This window comes from Phenylobacterium sp. (assembly GCF_030698145.1).
In the GTDB taxonomy this organism is placed as follows: domain Bacteria; phylum Pseudomonadota; class Alphaproteobacteria; order Caulobacterales; family Caulobacteraceae; genus Phenylobacterium.
In genome coordinates, this window is sequence record NZ_JAUYNW010000046.1 from 39,750 (window position 1) to 56,195 (window position 16,446).

At 69.6% G+C, this 16,446-nt stretch carries 20 protein-coding genes and 1 tRNA gene; 13 read left to right on the forward strand and 8 right to left on the reverse strand.

Annotated features, from left to right (window positions below; translation table 11 throughout):
• Window positions 1–160: 160 nt before the first annotated feature.
• From Q8Q77_RS05535 to Q8Q77_RS05565, 7 genes are all read right to left on the reverse strand, one after another.
• A complete protein-coding gene (locus Q8Q77_RS05535) occupies window positions 161–871 on the reverse strand; it encodes a hypothetical protein (RefSeq protein ID WP_305581982.1) in 711 nt (236 codons plus the stop codon).
• Between the two features lie 200 nt (window positions 872–1,071).
• Window positions 1,072–2,925, reverse strand: a complete 1,854-nt coding sequence (locus tag Q8Q77_RS05540; protein WP_305581983.1) for a hypothetical protein — start codon at window positions 2,923–2,925, stop codon at window positions 1,072–1,074.
• Complete coding sequence (locus Q8Q77_RS05545) at window positions 2,922–4,115, reverse strand: hypothetical protein (RefSeq protein ID WP_305581984.1); 1,194 nt, start codon at window positions 4,113–4,115, stop codon at window positions 2,922–2,924. The genes Q8Q77_RS05540 and Q8Q77_RS05545 overlap by 4 nt, the downstream gene beginning before the upstream one ends.
• Complete coding sequence (locus Q8Q77_RS05550; protein WP_305581985.1) at window positions 4,112–4,816, reverse strand: hypothetical protein; 705 nt, start codon at window positions 4,814–4,816, stop codon at window positions 4,112–4,114. The genes Q8Q77_RS05545 and Q8Q77_RS05550 overlap by 4 nt, the downstream gene beginning before the upstream one ends.
• A complete protein-coding gene (locus Q8Q77_RS05555; RefSeq protein ID WP_305581987.1) occupies window positions 4,816–5,010 on the reverse strand; it encodes a hypothetical protein in 195 nt (64 codons plus the stop codon). Before Q8Q77_RS05555 ends, Q8Q77_RS05550 begins: the two co-directional genes overlap by 1 nt.
• Window positions 5,003–5,362, reverse strand: coding sequence for a hypothetical protein (locus tag Q8Q77_RS05560; RefSeq protein ID WP_305581989.1), 360 nt, complete (start codon window positions 5,360–5,362; stop codon window positions 5,003–5,005). Before Q8Q77_RS05560 ends, Q8Q77_RS05555 begins: the two co-directional genes overlap by 8 nt.
• Complete coding sequence (locus Q8Q77_RS05565) at window positions 5,359–5,571, reverse strand: helix-turn-helix domain-containing protein (protein ID WP_305581991.1); 213 nt, start codon at window positions 5,569–5,571, stop codon at window positions 5,359–5,361. The genes Q8Q77_RS05560 and Q8Q77_RS05565 overlap by 4 nt, the downstream gene beginning before the upstream one ends.
• A 102-nt stretch (window positions 5,572–5,673) precedes the next feature.
• On the opposite strand from Q8Q77_RS05565, the gene Q8Q77_RS05570 reads away from it, so the two are divergent.
• The 11 genes from Q8Q77_RS05570 to Q8Q77_RS20695 all read left to right on the forward strand — a co-directional run bounded on the left by Q8Q77_RS05570 (window position 5,674) and on the right by Q8Q77_RS20695 (window position 13,569).
• Complete coding sequence (locus Q8Q77_RS05570) at window positions 5,674–6,348, forward strand: helix-turn-helix domain-containing protein (RefSeq protein ID WP_305581993.1); 675 nt, start codon at window positions 5,674–5,676, stop codon at window positions 6,346–6,348.
• A 191-nt stretch (window positions 6,349–6,539) separates the two neighbouring features.
• Window positions 6,540–6,908, forward strand: a complete 369-nt coding sequence (locus Q8Q77_RS05575; protein ID WP_305581995.1) for a hypothetical protein — start codon at window positions 6,540–6,542, stop codon at window positions 6,906–6,908.
• Entirely contained in the window at window positions 6,905–7,300 is a 396-nt protein-coding gene (locus Q8Q77_RS05580; protein ID WP_305581997.1) for a hypothetical protein, read from the forward strand. The genes Q8Q77_RS05575 and Q8Q77_RS05580 overlap by 4 nt, the downstream gene beginning before the upstream one ends.
• Before the next feature lie 52 nt (window positions 7,301–7,352).
• Window positions 7,353–7,535: a hypothetical protein gene (locus Q8Q77_RS05585; RefSeq protein WP_305581999.1), complete on the forward strand. Its 183-nt coding sequence runs from the start codon at window positions 7,353–7,355 to the stop codon at window positions 7,533–7,535.
• 50 nt (window positions 7,536–7,585) lie between these two features.
• Window positions 7,586–10,042, forward strand: a complete 2,457-nt coding sequence (locus tag Q8Q77_RS05590; protein ID WP_305582001.1) for a ParB/RepB/Spo0J family partition protein — start codon at window positions 7,586–7,588, stop codon at window positions 10,040–10,042.
• A complete protein-coding gene (locus tag Q8Q77_RS05595; protein ID WP_305582003.1) occupies window positions 10,039–10,404 on the forward strand; it encodes a hypothetical protein in 366 nt (121 codons plus the stop codon). The genes Q8Q77_RS05590 and Q8Q77_RS05595 overlap by 4 nt, the downstream gene beginning before the upstream one ends.
• Window positions 10,401–10,670, forward strand: coding sequence for a hypothetical protein (locus Q8Q77_RS05600; RefSeq protein WP_305582005.1), 270 nt, complete (start codon window positions 10,401–10,403; stop codon window positions 10,668–10,670). Before Q8Q77_RS05595 ends, Q8Q77_RS05600 begins: the two co-directional genes overlap by 4 nt.
• A complete protein-coding gene (locus tag Q8Q77_RS05605) occupies window positions 10,670–10,972 on the forward strand; it encodes a hypothetical protein (RefSeq protein ID WP_305582007.1) in 303 nt (100 codons plus the stop codon). The genes Q8Q77_RS05600 and Q8Q77_RS05605 overlap by 1 nt, the downstream gene beginning before the upstream one ends.
• Complete coding sequence (locus tag Q8Q77_RS05610) at window positions 10,972–11,259, forward strand: hypothetical protein (protein ID WP_305582009.1); 288 nt, start codon at window positions 10,972–10,974, stop codon at window positions 11,257–11,259. Before Q8Q77_RS05605 ends, Q8Q77_RS05610 begins: the two co-directional genes overlap by 1 nt.
• Before the next feature lie 181 nt (window positions 11,260–11,440).
• The gene (locus Q8Q77_RS05615; RefSeq protein WP_305582011.1) at window positions 11,441–11,779 is read left to right on the forward strand and encodes a hypothetical protein; all 339 of its coding nucleotides are present in this window, start codon (window positions 11,441–11,443) and stop codon (window positions 11,777–11,779) included.
• Window positions 11,780–11,952: 173 nt separating this feature from the next.
• Window positions 11,953–13,569 carry a recombinase family protein gene (locus Q8Q77_RS20695; protein WP_371130414.1) on the forward strand — a complete coding sequence of 539 codons (1,617 nt, stop codon included), beginning with the start codon at window positions 11,953–11,955 and terminating at the stop codon, window positions 13,567–13,569.
• Here the strand turns inward: Q8Q77_RS20695 and Q8Q77_RS05630 are convergent.
• Window positions 13,526–13,602: transfer RNA gene (locus Q8Q77_RS05630), tRNA-Met, on the reverse strand. The genes Q8Q77_RS20695 and Q8Q77_RS05630 overlap by 44 nt on opposite strands.
• 96 nt (window positions 13,603–13,698) lie before the next feature.
• Between Q8Q77_RS05630 and Q8Q77_RS05635 the strand changes: the two genes are divergently transcribed.
• Window positions 13,699–14,727 (forward strand): glycosyltransferase, encoded by a 1,029-nt coding sequence (locus Q8Q77_RS05635; protein WP_305582017.1) that lies wholly within the window; start codon window positions 13,699–13,701, stop codon window positions 14,725–14,727.
• Window positions 14,727–16,418 carry an asparagine synthase (glutamine-hydrolyzing) gene (gene asnB, locus Q8Q77_RS05640; RefSeq protein WP_305582018.1) on the forward strand — a complete coding sequence of 564 codons (1,692 nt, stop codon included), beginning with the start codon at window positions 14,727–14,729 and terminating at the stop codon, window positions 16,416–16,418. The genes Q8Q77_RS05635 and asnB overlap by 1 nt, the downstream gene beginning before the upstream one ends.
• The last annotated feature ends 28 nt before the right edge of the window (window positions 16,419–16,446 follow it).

Below are 16,446 nucleotides of genomic sequence, written 5' to 3' on the forward strand. Positions count from 1 at the left end.
CCCCCCTGGGGAGGACCCGCGACCCCTCGCCGAGGGCGGCGGGTCGCGACGGCTCCTTGCTGGGCAAGGGTTTGATGTGAGGTGAGGGCCAATGGAAAGCCCGCCTCGGCGGGGCCGGGCGGGCTTCAGTCGCAAGTTCAGCGGTGTCCTTTGTATGAACTTAATGGCCTGCGATTCGCAAGGCCTGAACGATGGCGTCGAGAGCCCGGACCAAGGCGGCCCGGTAGGCCTCCCTCGCGTGGCCGCTGCTGCCGGCGATCTCGCGCACCGTGCGGCCCTCTCCGGCGATCATCCGCAGGGCATGCAGCTCGCGCCCATCGACCATCGCAGCATTCACCGCGCGCTCCATCTGGTTGAGCCGGGCCAGGATGTAGACCCGATGCAGCTCAGCGGCACTGCGCTGGACGATCACCGACGATGTCACCTTCCGACCGCCGCCGCCCTGCCCTGCATTGCCCAGGCCGCTGGCCAGGCCGCCAGCCTGGGCTTCGTAGCAGAGCCGGAAGGCCAGCCCGCCCTTGGCCTGGTCATCGGTAAGACCCTTGGCCCGATGCAGCAGCGCCAGGCCATCGCGGTTCCTGATCCGAATACGTCCATCCACCACCTCAACGCCGAACTCTTCGGCCACGGCCTGCCGAGGGTCGAGGGGGCCAACCTCACCCACGGCGTCCTCCCGTAGGGCTTGGGCCACCATGCCGGCCTGCCGATAGGCGACCTCATCCTGCTGGGCCACCCGGGCGGCCATGCCCTTCGGCTCAGCCTGGGCCTTCGCCGCTACGGTCACGGTCAGGCCAGCAGCTCTCGCCGGCTTGGGTACGCCCTTCAAAGCCAGGCGGCGCTTGCGGTTCGAGAGAGCGTGCGACTTACCCATGGTGGGCTCCGAAGGGCGATGGGACGACCGTTCCGCGAGCGTTCCCGCTGCTGTTCCGGTCTATCTTTCTGAAAGTGTTAGGAAAAAGAGGTAGCGGAACGGTCGGAACGCATGGAACGCATTGCGCCTGTCCTGCGCCCGCTCGCTTGTGCAGGGGGCCTAGGTGCGTTCCGAGCGTTCCGGCGTTCCCAGCCGGCGGTTTAGTCAGGCCAATCAAGGTCTCCCCCCGGAACGCCAGTGGGAACGCCGCCGGAACCGGGCGTCACGACCCCGCGAAACGGCTTCTCAAACCAGGGGGTGAGGGGGATCGCGATGCCGCGCTGCTCCACCCCGACGCCGAAGCGCTGCTTCTTCGTGGCGGCCGTCTTGAACTCGGGTCCCAGGGCGTCGAGGTAGGACAGCGTCCGTCGCCAGTCCGCCCACCTGGTCTTCTCGAAAATCCGCTCCAGGAACGGGTGATGGTTAGCGACGATGAGGAACGGCCCAGGCCGCCCCCTGACGTCGGTTTCCCAGATGCGCATCCCGAGGGTCTTCAGCAGCTCCTCGTATTCCCGCTCGTTGTTCTGCCAGCGCTGCAGCAGCTCCCCGATGGTCTGGCGCTTGTCGCGGACATGCAGGCCGGAGTCGGCCGCCATCAGGTGCGCCAGGCAGTCGGCCCCGGCGTTGGAGACGATCTCGCTGGACTCGCGCTGGACCAGGAGGGGCCGCCAGAAGTCCACCTGTTCGTCGGCCGTCTCCGGCGTCAGGGGATCATCGCTCAGCAGCAGCAGGCGCCCAGCGGCTAGCATGGAGATCAGATCGGCCGCCCGCGGCGACTCTCCGCTCCGCAGCAGGGCCGCCTTCACCTCCGCGACATCGGCCTTGTAGCGCCAGGCCCCGGCCAGCGCCCGGGCTAGCAGGGCCGGCGCCAGGGCATGCGCCTTCTCGATCGCTCCGGCTAGTTGGAGATCGGTGACCAACTGCGGCTTGGCGACGTCCTTTTCGAGATCCGATCCGGAGAGCGGCAACAGCCGCACTTCTACAATCCGCGTGGCGTCGGCCGGCCCCAACCTTGGCGGATTGATCGCCGCCAGCATGACGGCCCCCACGGCGGTCTGGGTGATCGACCCGCCGCCGATATCGCCCATCTTCCGTGTGCCGCCTGACCCCGTGGCCATCCGGCGAAGCATCTCCAGGGCGCGCTCCACCACGCCTGGCCCATGGGTCGACGGCGAGCCCTCAGCCTCGTCCAGCAGCACCGCGCGCGCCATTCCGGCCAGGTCGTTCCTGAGGCCCGCTTCCGTGAAGCTGTCGATCACCGGCCCGGCCTGGGCCGACAGCAGGGCTTGGGCGAACTCGACCAGGGTCGACTTCCCCGATCCCTGGAGGGCATTGACCAGGAGGTGGCCCCGGAACGGCGCCACGGCGCCGAGTTGCGCCGCCATGACCCAACCGGCGGTAACGTCGGCCCCGGTCAGCCCATCTTCGCCTATGGGCTCGAAACGCCAGGAATCGAGCTGGTCCCGCGCCCACAGTCCGTCGGCGGCCGACGCCATGCCATCCGGCCGGGGGGCCGGGGGGCGCAGCCGATAGAGCGGCCCGCGTCGCTCCCGCAGCGCTTGGGCCACGGGCAGCTTCTCGACCTCGCCGGAGACCCTGTAGCGCCAGACCTCATCGCCGACGTGCAACACGATGCTGGTCGCGTCGCCGGGCCAAACGCCAAGCGAGCGGATCGGCCGGCTGGAGTCCCACAGGCCCGCCTCTCGGCACTTTCGCACGAACCACATGGCGGCGAAGTCGCGGACGAACTTGTCGTCTGGGTCGCGCCAGTTGACCAGGAAGGCGGCCCCCGCTTGGCAGGCGAAGATATCCGTCTTCAGCATGGTCCCGATCTTGGCGGCCAGCTCCTTCCGGATTTCGCCCTCCGGCATGGCGAACACCACGCGCGGCCCTTCGAACCCCAAAGGGACGACCGGGCATTCCTTGACGTCGGGATTGGGGAAGACGCCCAGCTTCTTTTCCGCTGCTGCGTCTTCGCCCCCGGCCACCTGGTCATAGTCATCGAACCCACTCACGCCCCACACCCCAGCGCCAGAACGCGGCGCAGTTCGTCGTTGAAATCAGACCCAGGAGGCGGGGCGATCGCCCGCGCCTTTGGCGCGCCGGCGGCGAGCCAGGCGGCCACGGCCAGTCGGCCGCACATCCTCGCGCGCTGTTCGGCGCCGAATTCGAACCAGCAGGTCCGCCCCCGCGCCGTTCGGCCCTTTACGCGGATCGCGCTCATGTCGCGATCGACGGCCACCAGGACTTCCGACCAGGGCGCGTCGGGCGGCGCCGGCCAGGTGAAAGCGGGGTTCGTCGGGTCACCTTTGGGATTGAAGGGATCGATACGCCCCTCTTCGTCGCGCTCCACCCCGCCCTGGAGGCGATTGAGCGATAGGGCCGCACAGGCCCTCAGGGGCAACCCCTTGCCCAGGCCCAGGGTCACCACGGCCAGCGTGGTCTCGATCCCCTCCCCGGTGACCAGGTCTCCCTCTCCGGACGGCCCGATCAGCCAGGCGCCGCCGGGGCGGCCTTCCGCGTCGGCCTGAGGACCCCACATGCGCTTCGCCGGCGACAGCGGCGCCTTCAGGCCCTCCAGCGTCAGATAGGTCGCGTGGACGCCCCCGGTCGGCCCTGAGTCCGTCTCCACCCGCGCCAGCATCGCTGGGGCCGTTACCCAGGCCCGCGCCTCGTCATCCCAGCCCCATTTGGCCCGGGGATGGAAACGCAGGCGCTCGCCGACCATGGCGACCACTTCGGCGGCGATCCCGCGCCGGCGCAGGTAGCGTTCGGCCAGAGTGCCGCGGATCGACGAATGGGCGCCGTTCCACAGCTCCAGCGCCACCCGATCGGAAACGGACGGCCCCTGGGGTTCCGGGCGCGTTTCCCGCACCGGCCTGGGCGTGCTGCGGTACTCGCCGCCCACCAGGCGTCGCGCGGCCTCCAGCGGGCTCCCGCCTCCCAGGGCGCGCTCCAGGTCGACGACGTCGCCGCGCAGGTCGCAGCCGCAGTAGGCCCGGAAGGTTTGCTTGTCGGCCCGCAACGCGAAGGGTCCGGACTTGGACTTCGAACCGGCCCCGCAGATCGGGCATGGGCCGCGCAGCTCGCGGCCGGCCCTCATCAACTTCACCCCGGCCTTGCTGGCCAGGTCCTCGATCGCCACGGCCCTGCGCGCAGCGTCGAAGATGGATTCCGTGCGAGCGCCGTTCGCATAGGCGGTCATCGCCGGCCCCCGACCTTAGACCGGTCGACGGCGCCGAATAACCGCGCGTCGCTCTCGCGGGTCAGCCGCGCCTCAGTCCCGGGCGGGATCAGATAGGTCGCCGGGTGATAGGTCTCGCCGATCCGGGCCATGAAGCGCCGAGGGCGCAGCACCGGCTTCAGGTAGAAGAACCAGGCGTAGAAAGCCGCCGAATTGCCGTCCGGCTCCCAGCGCCCCTTGGTGATCGGCAGGCGCTCGCAGAACGGCGCGAAGACCGTCAGCGGGCAGTCTTCCATGTGCAGCGGATAGCGGGTGGCGCTCTCCAGCATCCCCACCCGCAGCAGCATGGCGACGCCGCGCCGGGCTAGCGGATAGGCGCGGCGGATGAAGGCTTCGGCCTTGCCGTCCGCGAAGGGCGGATTGCTCACGATCCAATCGACCTCCCAGGGCGGGTCCGCCTCGCCCAGGAAGTCGTGGATGACATTGCCGTCGTAGGGGTAGGCGTCCGACGCCCGGACGATGGGGAAGTAGTCCCGCAGCGCGTGCACCATGTGGCCGGCGCCGCAGGCGAACTCGCCCGCCGATCGCGCCTTGGGATCGAGGCGCTTGATGATCTCGCCGCCCGCCCGCCCTCCCCATGGCCCGGTCGGGAAGAAGTCGTCCGGGTCCAGACCAGGCTCGCGGGAGGCCATGACGGCCCTATGGGCGGCAGGGCGGGCCATCAGCGCGTCGCCCAGGCCGCGTCGCACTCCCGGCGCACGTCGGGCTCGGATCGGCCCAGCGCCCGGGCGACGGCTCCCCAGCTCATGCGCTGGGCGCGCCAGGCGGCGGCCAGCGCCAATTCCTCGGCGGTCAGCTCGCCCTTGCGAACGGCGATGGCCACGGCGTTGCGATATCCGCTGGCCATCTCACCCATGGATGTCGGCCCGCGTTCGGGTGGGGCCTGACGGCGCCTCCAGCGCCGCGTCGCACTCCCCGGCGTACTCGGCCAGCTCGGCCGCCCGAATGCGCCGGTCAGCTTCCGACAGCCGCCACCAGGTCTGACCCAGGGCGATCAGCTTCACGAAGGCGCTCAGCCGGCTCTGATGGCCGATCGGCAGGACCGCGCGGCGGGCCTGGTCGGAAGTCCGCTGCAGGCGCAGCCGATGCTTCTCGTCCAGCGGTGCGTTGGCGACCCGACGGGCGCGGATAACCAGGCGGCGCAGGACCGCGAGATCGGCTTCGGTCGGGACGGCCGGTTTGCGGAAGCGGCGGGCGGCGTAGCTCACTGGCCCGTCCCCTCATCCGAGGCGGCGTCGCCCAGGCGGGCCGCAGGGTGTTCGAAGAACCAGTCGCCGCTGAAAGCGAGGCCGCGCCGCAATGCCTCTTCGCGGACCCGCCGCATGAAGGGAAAGGTCGGCGTGTCCGCTTGGGTCTCATAGCGCGAGACGCGTGGGCGGCTGACGCCTCCAATGGTGGCAAGTTCGTCCTGGGTCACCCCAAAGACCGCCCGCCGGATATGTCGGATGGGAGATTCGCTAGCCATGGCTAAGGTTTTGTGCGTGATTCGAACAAACTGGCTAGGGATTTCGTTCGGATTATGAACGTGCGCACCGCGCACATTGTCGCGATAGCCCCATTTATGGTCGCTCGCGCGAAGTCCGCTTCTGTTGGACGCCCCTCCCTGCCGGTGGATGAAACCACGGCCGGGGGACGCCTTCGTGCGCTTCGCAAGGGTGCGAAGATGGGCCAGGAGGAGCTAGCCGACCACCTGGGCGTCGGGCGGCCGATGATCTCCAAATATGAGACCGGCGATCACCAGTTGCCCGACTATGTCGTGGAACGGGCCGGTCAGGTGTTCGGCGTCACGCCTGCGTTCCTTCGCTATGGCGACGTTGACTCACGAATGGTTGCCGTCCGCGGCATGGTCGGAGCTGGCGCGCGGATCGAGGCCATAGAAAACCCGCCTTGGCGATATGTCGAGGTTCCGGCGAGTTGGGGTGACGCCATCCCCCTGCAGGTCTCCGGTACGTCCTGCTATCCGGTCTATAACGACGGCGACGACCTGGTCATCCGTGGCGAACAGCGCCTTGAGGAAGATGAGTTCCTGGGGCGGATGTGCGTCGTCGAAACTGACGACGGCTTGGGCCTGGTCAAACGAGTTCGGCGGGGATCAGAGCCGGGACGCTATACCCTTGAGAGCCCCAACGGCCCGCCCATCGAAGACGTGGTGTTGCACAGCGCCCGGCCCGTGCGCGCCCATTACCAGAAGTAGCTAGACCGGCTCGTCCGAACCGCTGCCACGCACAAATTGAAGTGAATCCAGAACTCGATTTCGGCTGTCCAAACGACGAAAGTTCGTGTTACGCACAAATCCTCTTGCCAGAGGGTGCGTAATACGCACAAATCCCCCGGCCTCGCTTCGAGTCCGGTCTTTCGCGAGGCGCACCCTTCCAGGAGCGCCACATGGCCCAGCCCATCCACTCACCCATCAGCAGCGAAGCCGAGCGCATCGCGACGATCCTGCTGCGTCTCGAAACCTCCCTGGCGCCCAGCCTGAGCCTGACCGCGCTCGGTGTCCGCACCGGCGCCATTGTCGAGGCCAAGGTTATCGTCCGCCTGGACGACGGCGGCCGGGAGGTCTTCACCCCCGGTGAAGCCCGTTTCCTCGCCCGATGCCTGCGGGCCGACGGCGCCTATCTCGAGGCGACCGAACACGCCGACGCCCTGGAGTGCGCCGCCAACGATGCCGATGAGCGCGCCAGCGCCTGTCACCTGACCTTCGGCAGCGGCGCGCCGCCGGCTGACGCCCGTCGCTTCGGGTTCTGGCGGTGAGCGGCCCGGACCATGCGAGCGCCGCTCGCACCTCCCAGCAGGTCATCCGCATCCACCTGACCCAGTTCGCTCCGGGCATGGACCGGGTCGGGCTGGAAGACCCGAAACGCTGGAAGACGTTCTGGAACCAGGACCTCGCCAGGGTGACCCGCGCGCTGCTGAAGCGCCTCCAGATCGCGCCGGCGGCGATCGAGCTGTCCACCGTCATCAACGGCGACGTCGAACTGCTCATCGAGCCGCCGGCACGCCTCGCCGCGCACCTGTCCACCGGCGACGCCCCGGTCCCCGTCGCGATCTTCTGGGAGGGGGCCGACGAGGCCCAGCTCAAGGCGATCCTGCGGGACCTGCACGTCGCCGGCTGGACGCCGCCGGTACTCGACATCGCCGCCTGACGCCATCCCCACGCGCCGCCGGGGATGAGCGCGGCGCACCTGAGAGGCACCCATGGAAACCAAATTCAAATTCGATCTCAAGGCGAAGGTGGGTCTCGGCCCGGCTGAGAACGGCGAAGTCATCGGGCGCGCCGAGTACCTGACGTCCGAGCCCTCCTACTACGTTCGCTATGTCGCTGGGGACGGCCGCCTGGTCGAAGCCTGGTGGAGCGAAAGCGCCCTGACCGCAGCCTGACCCGACGCGGGCGGCTTCGGTCGCCCGCGTCCCACTCACCGGGACCCCACATGAACGCTCAATCACCTACCCAGTCCGCCCTCACGGTCGTCGCCGTGGGGAACCAGGAAATCCTCCGCGCCTTCGCCGGCGGCCCCCTGGACAGCCTGAAGGACATCGCCGCCGCCAGCGGCATGGACTCCAAGAACATCGGCCGCCAGGTCAGCCTGATGCAGCGCGACGGGCTGGTGACCGACGCCAAGCCGTTCGATCTGACCGACACGGGACGCCGGGCGCTGCGGGCCATCAACCTCGCCGACGGCCTTGGCCCGTCCGGGGCCTCCGACATCATCGAACTGCGCCACCATCAACTCCGGCCCAACCCGGGTCAGCCGCGGCAGCACTTCGACGAGCAGGCCCTGGAGGAGCTGGCCGCCACCATCCACGAGTCCGGCGACGTCCTTCAGAACCTGGTGGCCTTCCCGGCCGACGCTGAGGGCGTCCACGACATCGCCGCCGGCGAGCGCCGCTGGCGCGCCGTCGGCCTGCTGATCGAGCGAGGGCTCTGGCCGCAGGTCCGCCCTCTGCGCGCGCTGATCCGCGAGCGTTCGCCGGGTCAGGTCGCCTACCTGGCCCTGGTCGAGAACCGCCAGCGCGAGAACCTAACTCTGATGGAGGAGGCCCGCGCCTACGCCAGCATGATCGAGGAAACCGGCTGCAGCGCCCGCGAGGCGGCGCTCAAGACCGGCCGCGATCCCCGCACCGTCCAGGAGATGATGAAGGTCCTGCGCGAGGCCTCGCCCGAGGACATCGCCCGCCATGAGGCCGACCCGAAGGACTTCACCTGGGAGAGGTTGCGCGACAGTGTGAAGGCCCCGACGCCGGTTGAGCCGGTGCAGACCGACATCGAAGAGGTTGCCGCCGAGCTGACCGCTGAGGAACGGGCCGCGCTCCTGGAGACCGCGAGGATCGCCCTCGTCAGCTACGACGCTGCAATCCGCAGGCGCGACACGGACGCCGCCGGCGCCTTCGCTGAAGAGTACGACCAGGTCGTCTACGCCTTCAACGGCGGCGAGAGCATCGGTTCGGCCGCCCCTCGCGATGACGGGCGGCAATCGGCTTGCGCCGAAGTCGCCGAGGCCTTGGCCGCCCCGATCGGCGAGGCGCCCATGTACGGGCAGTCCGGCCTCTTCAAGCTCGATATCAACGGCATGGCCGTGATCGTGAAGGCCAAGGGGCGGCTTTCGAAGTACGTCCCGGGCGGCGATGCCGATCTCAACATCGCCGACCTGGACGCGCCATTTCTCAGCAACACCGGCTATCGCTCCTGCCTTGGCGTCAGGGGACCAGGAACCTTCGCTGAGGGGATCACCCGCCATATCGTTTGGCTGATCCACCAGAAGGAGAACAGGCCGGCGCTCATCGATGCCCAGTTTCGCGAAAACCGGGCGAAGGAGGTGTGGCCGGACCTTCCGCTGCTGCAGGTTCCGCAGTCCTGGCTGGACTACGAAGAGCCGCCGAAGAAGGGGAGGGCCACGGCCACGCCGCAAGCGCCGGCCCCCGTCGTCCTGCCGACCCGAGAACTAGATCCCCACGAGCGTCTTGCAATGCTCGAATTGGCCCTCAAGCTGGAGAACGACCCGACCATCTATCGCGCGATGGTCACCGGCGTGCCCTGGGCTCAGGTGCGGAAGTACTGGCTGGACAAGACCTGCGCCCAGCTCGCGAGCGACCTGCGCTTGATCCAGGTCAGCCATCAGTGGCCGGACGGTCCGCACGCGGCGCTTACCGAGGCCGGCCACGCCTGGCTGGAAACGCAGGCCGCCGACGCCGACGCCCTGATGGACGCCCGTAAGGCCATCGGCCTCGAACCCCTTCCGGTCGAACCCTTCGGGACGCCCTGGCTCAACGTGGACGATGTCGCCGCACCCCAGGTGGCCCGGGACGAGTCCGAGCTAACCGGCGACGAAGAGGACGAGGCCGCCGCGGCTGAAGGTCTGAAGGCGCTGCACGCGGTCAGCAAGGCCCTGGACCAATGGGACGACTTTGACCGCCCTGCTGTCTTCGCCAGCGCGGGAGTGGCCTTCCCCTTGCGGGCGGGCGCCGGGCCAGACCTGGGGGTCATCTTCGACGCCAACGGCGACGCCCTGCTGACCGTCGACAGCGATGGCCAGCACCCGGCCGAACTGGTCCGGGCTCGCGTCCTGCTGGTCATGGCCACCCTCAACGCCACGATCGCCGAGTGGGACATGCCCATGGAGGCCTCCGGCGAGCGCACCGACCGCGAGCCCAAGGTCCCGATCCGGCGCTCGATCACCCCTGACACGATCACCTGTCTTGAGGATGGCCGGCGCGTCCTCTCGCTCGCGCCGCACCTGCGGACCGCCTACGGCCTCACTCCGGACGCCTACCGCACCCGATGGGCCTTGCCGGCCGACTATCCGATGGTCGCGCCCAACTACGCCAAGCTCCGGTTCGACCAGGCCCGTGATCTCCGCGAAGAACCCCCGTTCGAGGCCGGCGAATGACCGCGCCCGTCGCCACCCATCGGGCCTGGTGCCCCGGCGCCCGCGCCGCCTACGACTACGCGCTGCTGGCCAACCTCCACCCCCTGACCAAGCCGATGGTCTTCGCCGACCTGTCGGCCCTGGCCCGCCGCATTCATCGCGACCGGCAAGGCCAAGCCCTCCAGCTCCGCAATGACCGCGTCCACCTGGCCTTCGACGGTTCGATCCGCCGCGTCGTCGCCGTCTACGGCGAAGACCAGGTCGGCCAGCGGACCCGCTTCATCGGCTACGCCTGGCTGAACGGCCGCGACTGGGAGGCCCTGCAGGCCGCCCTGGACGCCGCCGAGCCCATGGCCCGCCAAACGGCCAGGAGGGCGGCATGAGCGCCGCTCTGATCGGCTTGGCGACGGCCGCCGCCCATGCCGCCGCCGCCGCGAACCGGGTCACCCTCACCCTAACCATGGACGGCGTCCACGTCCTCGCCCAGGGCCGTCCGGACGTCGTCTGGCCCAACCTGCCGGCGGCATCGGAAACCGTCTCCTGGATCGACCTGGCGACCCAGCCCGACCGCCTGGCGGCGATGATCTCCACCCTCGATCACCGGATCACGACGCTCCGCGCGGAGCGCATCGAAAAGGAAGCGCTCTGATGAGAACCGCAGCCGATCTGTTCGTGCGCACCCTGCGCAAGCTGCATCGCGAAACCCGCCAGGGCATCTGTGCGGTCCTGGTCGCACCGAACACCGGAACGCCCGGTGTGATCGGAGCCTACAGCGTCGAAGGCGCGGGCCTGGAGGCGATGGAGTTCGCCGCCGAAACCTTCCTCGACCTGGTCGTCCAGGAGAGCGCGAAGGAAGAGACGACCTGCCCTTGCTGCCATGACCGGGCCGATCGCGCCCGCCAGGCGCTGGCGATCCTGCGCCAGCGGCCCGCAACCCGAGCGATGCACTGATGCCCGCGATCATCTGCCAGGCCGTCGGCTGCGCCTGCACTCGCCGATCCAGTCAGTTCATGTGCACGGACCACTGGAAGCGGCTCCCCATGCCGCTCCGGACCCAGATCAACGCGTGCTGGCGGGCTTGGCGCCGGGGCGAGGGCGAGCGGGACGCCCTTTGGCTGGACTGCATCGAAGCCTGGGACGAGGCCAAGCGCTGGACCGCCGAGGGCGAAGGCCGGCTCGGCCAGTTCGTCCCGGACGCACCGCGAATCAGGGCGCTCAGGGCGGCGCGGGCGCGATGACTGATTTCGTGTGGCTCTCAGACGAGTACAGCGTGCCGATCGAGACGCTTTGTATGCACGAGCCCCCCGCGCCGAACCGGGACTTCAGGTGCATCAGGGCCGCCGGCCATCCTGGCAAGCACCGCTACAGCATGGACGCTCGCGTTCGGCCCTACTCCCACAAAGAGAAGCGGCCGGACTGATGGACTATCTAACCCGCAAACAGGCCCTGGCGGTCATGGAGCGCGCACTGCAGGGCGTGTTCGGCCATCGCCGGGCGATCGGCCAGCAGATGCGGGATGCCGCCCTGGCGCACGCCCAGGCTCGCCACCCTGAGTTTCGGCGGTCCTCCCACTTCCCTTGCTCCAGTCGCTGGAGCAAGGCGGACGCCCACGCGATGGACCAGCACCTGGTCGCATTGCATTTCGCGCGGGGCCGCGAGCTGGCCGCGCTGGACGCCAAGATCGAGCGCCAGCGCGCGGCGATCAACGCCTTCCGGAGCAAGCACGGGATCAACGCCCCTTTTGAGATTGCGGCCTAATCATGCGGGCCGCGGCGCATCCCCAGCCCGAGGCCGACGACGTCGCGCCCGAACTGCTGCGCCTGATCCAGGCCCTTGCGCGCGCCCATGCCGATGAGGACTATGCGGCCGCGGCCGAGGGTCGCCTGGGAGCGTCCGACATGCCCGACCCCGCGCCGGCCTGTGCCTGATCCATGCGCGTCGCCATCTACGCCCGCTATTCCGACGACAAGCAAAACCCTCGCTCGATCGAGGACCAGGTCGAACTCTGCACCCGTCACGCTCGCGCCAAGGGCTGGACGATCGTCAACACCTTCCTGGACGCGGCGATCTCCGGCGCAGCCATGGCCAATCGGCCGGGCCTGCTGGCCGCCGTCGCAGCGGCCGAGGACGGCCAGATCGACGCCCTGCTTACCGAGGATGAAGACCGCATCGCCCGGAGCCTGGAGCATCTGGCGCACGTCGTCAGCCGCCTCGACTTCGCCGGAGCCCGGCTAGCCACCCTGGAAGTCGAGCGGGTCGAAACGATGCGCGTCGCCTTCAAGGGCCTCATCGGCCAGGACTACCTGAAAGGCCTCTCGGCCAAGACCAAACGCGGGATGCACTCCAACGCCGAGAAGGGTCTCGCCACGGGCTCGCGGCTCTACGGCTACGCCTCCCAGCCCGGCGGGGCCATGGCCATTGTCGAAACGGAACGCACCGTCATTCTTCGGATCTTCCAGGAATGCGCTCAGGGCGCGCACGCCCGCCAGATCGCGGCCGGCCTCAATACCGATCGCATCCCCGGTCCGCGCGGCGGGACCTGGAACACATCGACCATCGCCGGCTCCAAGCAGCGGGCCAACGGAGTTCTCAACACCGAGCTTTATGCCGGCGTGAAGGTCTTCAACCGGATCGACATGCGCAAGGACCCCCGCACGGGCAAGCGCATCTCAAAGCCAAGGCCCGAGGGAGAGTGGAAACGCGTGGCGGTCCCCCATCTGCGGATCGTGCCGCCGGACCTCTGGGCGGCCGTCAGGGCGCGGCGCGATGGCCGCGCCGCCTTCAGCCGCTCGCCCCGCCCCAAGCATGTATTCTCCGGCCTCATCCGCTGCGCCGAGTGCGGCGCCAGCATGACTGTGACGGATAGCCGGGGCCGCCTGGGCTGCGCCGCACACCGCGAGAAAGGACCGGCGGTCTGCACGAACGATCGCCGCGTCGCCCGCCAGGAGGTCGAGTCCCGGGTCCTCACGGCCCTCCGCGACCGCCTCCTGACCCCGGCGGCCGTCAAGGCCTATGTCCTGGCCTATCATCAGGCATGGGAGGCCAGGCGGTCCGCCAGCACTAGCCAGATCGCCCCCCTGGCGCGACGCGTCGGCGAGCTGACCCGGCAAATCGAACGGCTAGTCGACGCCATCTGCGACGGGACGGCCTCGCCGGCCATGCGCGAAAGACTGGCCGCACAGGAGGCCGAGAAGGCCGATGTCGTGTCCCGCCTCGCCATCGCCCAAGCCAACGCCCCGCCGCCGCTCACGCTCCACCCCAGGGCCGCCGAGCAATACGCCCGCCGCGTCGATGACCTGCAGGCGCTGCTAACCCGCCAGGCCAAACTCGACACGCCGGAAGCGATGGCGCTGATGGAGGCCGTTCGCGCCCTGGTCGACCACATCGATGTCCGGGTCGTCGGCTACGAGAAGGACGCCCCGGTCATGGTGACCCTGCATGGGACCCTCGCCGCCTTCATGCGTCGGCAGGACGATACTTATCCCCAACAGGGGTTGTATCGAGTGGTAGCTGGGGGCGGGATCGAACCGCCGACCTGTGGGTTATGAATCCACCGCTCTAACCATCTGAGCTACCCAGCCGCCGGGCCTTTCGGCGAGGGGCGGGTTATAGGGTGGGTTTTTCGCCGCTTCAAGCGGCTTGGGTGCGGCGCGTTACCCAGCTAGGCTCTCTCCGGCATGAGCGTGCTTCACCTCCTGGGAACGGCCGGCGAAGGCGGCGCGGAAACCTACTTCCTCGACCTGGTCGGCGCCTTGGCGCGGGCGGGCGTGGAACAGGCCTGCGCCATCCGCGCAAACGCCAACCGCGAGGCGGCCCTGGAGCGTCTCGGCGCGCCGTCCGGGGTGTTCCGGTTCGGCGGGCCCGTCGACATCCTGACCAAGCCCAAGCTGGCCGGCTTCGCTCGCAAGCAGGACGTGAAGCTGGCCCTGGCCTGGATGAACCGCGCCGCGCGCCACACGCCCAAGGGCCCCTGGGCGCGGATCGGGCGGCTGGGCGGCTACTACAACCTCAAATACTACAAGGGCTTCGACGAGCTGGTCGCCAATACCGAGGACATCGCCGACTGGGTGGTGGGCCAGGGCTGGCCGGCCGGCAAGGTGCGCCACATCCCCAACTTCGCCGAGGCCCCCGCCGAGGTCGGCCCCGCCGACCGGGCGGCGCTGGACACGCCAGGCGACGTCCCGCTGCTGCTGGCCATGGGCCGGCTGCACGACTCCAAGGCCCACGACGTCTCGCTCAACGCCCTGGTCCAGGCCCCGGACGCCCACCTGTGGATCGCCGGGGCCGGCCCTCTGGAGGCCAAGCTGAAGGCCATGGCCCAGGCGCTGGGCGTGGCGGGCCGGGTCAGGTTCCTGGGCTGGCGCAACGACGCCTCGGCGCTCTACCGGGCCGCCGATATCTGCGTCTTCCCCTCGCGCTACGAACCCCTGGGCAATGTGGTGATCCAGTCCTGGGCCCACGGCCTGCCGGTGATCGCCGCCGCCAGCCAGGGCCCCGCCGCCCTGATTCGCGACGGCGAGGACGGCCTGCTGGTTCCGGTCGACGACGCCCAGGCCCTGGCCCAGGCGGTCAACCGGCTGCTAACCGACCCGATGCTGCGCACGGGTCTGGCCAAGCGCGGCGCGGCGCGGGTGGAGGCCGAATTCTCCCAGGCCGCCGTGGTCGCCCAGTGGCGGCAGCTGTTCGCCGACTACGGGGCGATCTGATGTGCGGCATAGCCGGCGTGATCGGCCCGGGCGGCTCCGCCCGGCCGCTGATCGAGGCGATCACCCACCGCGGCCCTGACGGCGTGTTCGTGGAGGAGACGCCCGGCCGGTCGCTGGCCCATGCGCGACTGTCGATCATCGACCTGGAAGGCGGCTGGCAGCCGCTGCACGGGGCGGGCTCGACGGTCATCGGCAATGGCGAGATCTACAACTATGTCGAACTGACCCGGGACTTCGACCTGGGCGAACGCCTGGTCACCGGCTCGGACTTCGAGCCCCTGCTGCACCTCTATGCGCAGGAGGGCCCCGCCGCCTTCGAGCGCCTGCGGGGCATGTACGCCTTCTGCCTGATCGGGAACGACGGGCGGACCTGGCTGGTTCGCGACCCGTTCGGGATCAAGCCGCTCTATCTGCTGGAGCAGGGCGGCTCGGTCGCCTTCGCCTCCGAGCCGCGGGCCTTCCTGGCCGCCGGCCTGATCGGGGCCGAGCTGTCGGAGGACCGGGCGCGCGAGTTGCTGGCCTTCAACTACACCCTGGGCGAGACGACCATCTTCGAGGGGCTTCGCCGCCTGGCGCCGGGCGAAATCGTCGAGATCGTGGACGGCAAGGCCGTCCCACGCGGGCGGCGGATCGCCGTTCCGGCCAAGCTCTCGCGAGGCGACGACGAGGCCCGGTTGATCGACCGACTGGACACGGTTCTGGAGGACAGTGTCCGGGTCCACCAACGCTCCGACGTCCCCTATGGCCTGTTCCTGTCGGGCGGGATCGACTCGGCTGCGGTGGCCACCCTGATGTCGCGGCTGAACGAACGCCCGGTGACCGCCTTCACCTGCGGCTTCGACGCGCCGGGTGCGCGCGACGAACGGGCGCAGGCCGAACGGGTGGCCAAGGCGCTGAACCTCGACTGGCGCGAGACCCGCTTCGGCGAGGAGGACTTCTGGCGGATCCTACCTCAGGTCGCCTGGGCCATGGACGACCCCACCGCCGACTACGCGACCCTGCCCACCTACAAGCTCGCCGAGGCCGCCAAGGGGACGCTCACCGTGATCCTGACCGGCGAGGGCGGCGACGAGCTGTTCGGCGGCTATGGCCGCTACCGCCGGGCGCTGCGGCCCGCCTGGCTGGGCGGACGCCTGGCCGAACCGCGCGGCGCGGAGCCCGCGGTCCTCGCCCGCTGGCGCGCCGCGGCCCAGGCGCCGGAGGGCCTGACCCGTCTGCAGCAGGCCCAGTGGGCCGACATCGCCACCTGGTTGCCGAACGACCTGCTGACCAAGCTCGACCGCTGCCTGATGGCCCATGGCTTGGAGGGCCGCACGCCGTTCCTCGATCCGGAGGTCGCCGCCTTCGCCTTCCCCCTGCCCGACCGGTTCAAGGTGCGCGGGCGCTACGGCAAGTGGCTGCTGCGCAAATGGCTGGAGCGCGCCTGCCCCGCCGCCGAGCCCTGGGCGCGGAAGCAGGGCTTCACCGTGCCGGTCGACGCCTGGATCGCGCCCCGCGCCCAGGCGATCGGGGCGCGGGTGGCCAAGCTCGGCGCCGTGCGCCGGGTGCGCAGCCCGCAGGCCGTCGAGGCGGCCTTCTCGGCCGATGGCGGGGAGCGCTGGCCGCTGCTGTTCTATGCGGTCTGGTCGCTGATCCACGTGGAAGGCGCCGCGCCCGCCGACGCCCTGGCCGCCGTGACCGGAACGATCTGACCCTCTCGGCCTTTCATGGCTTTCCGAT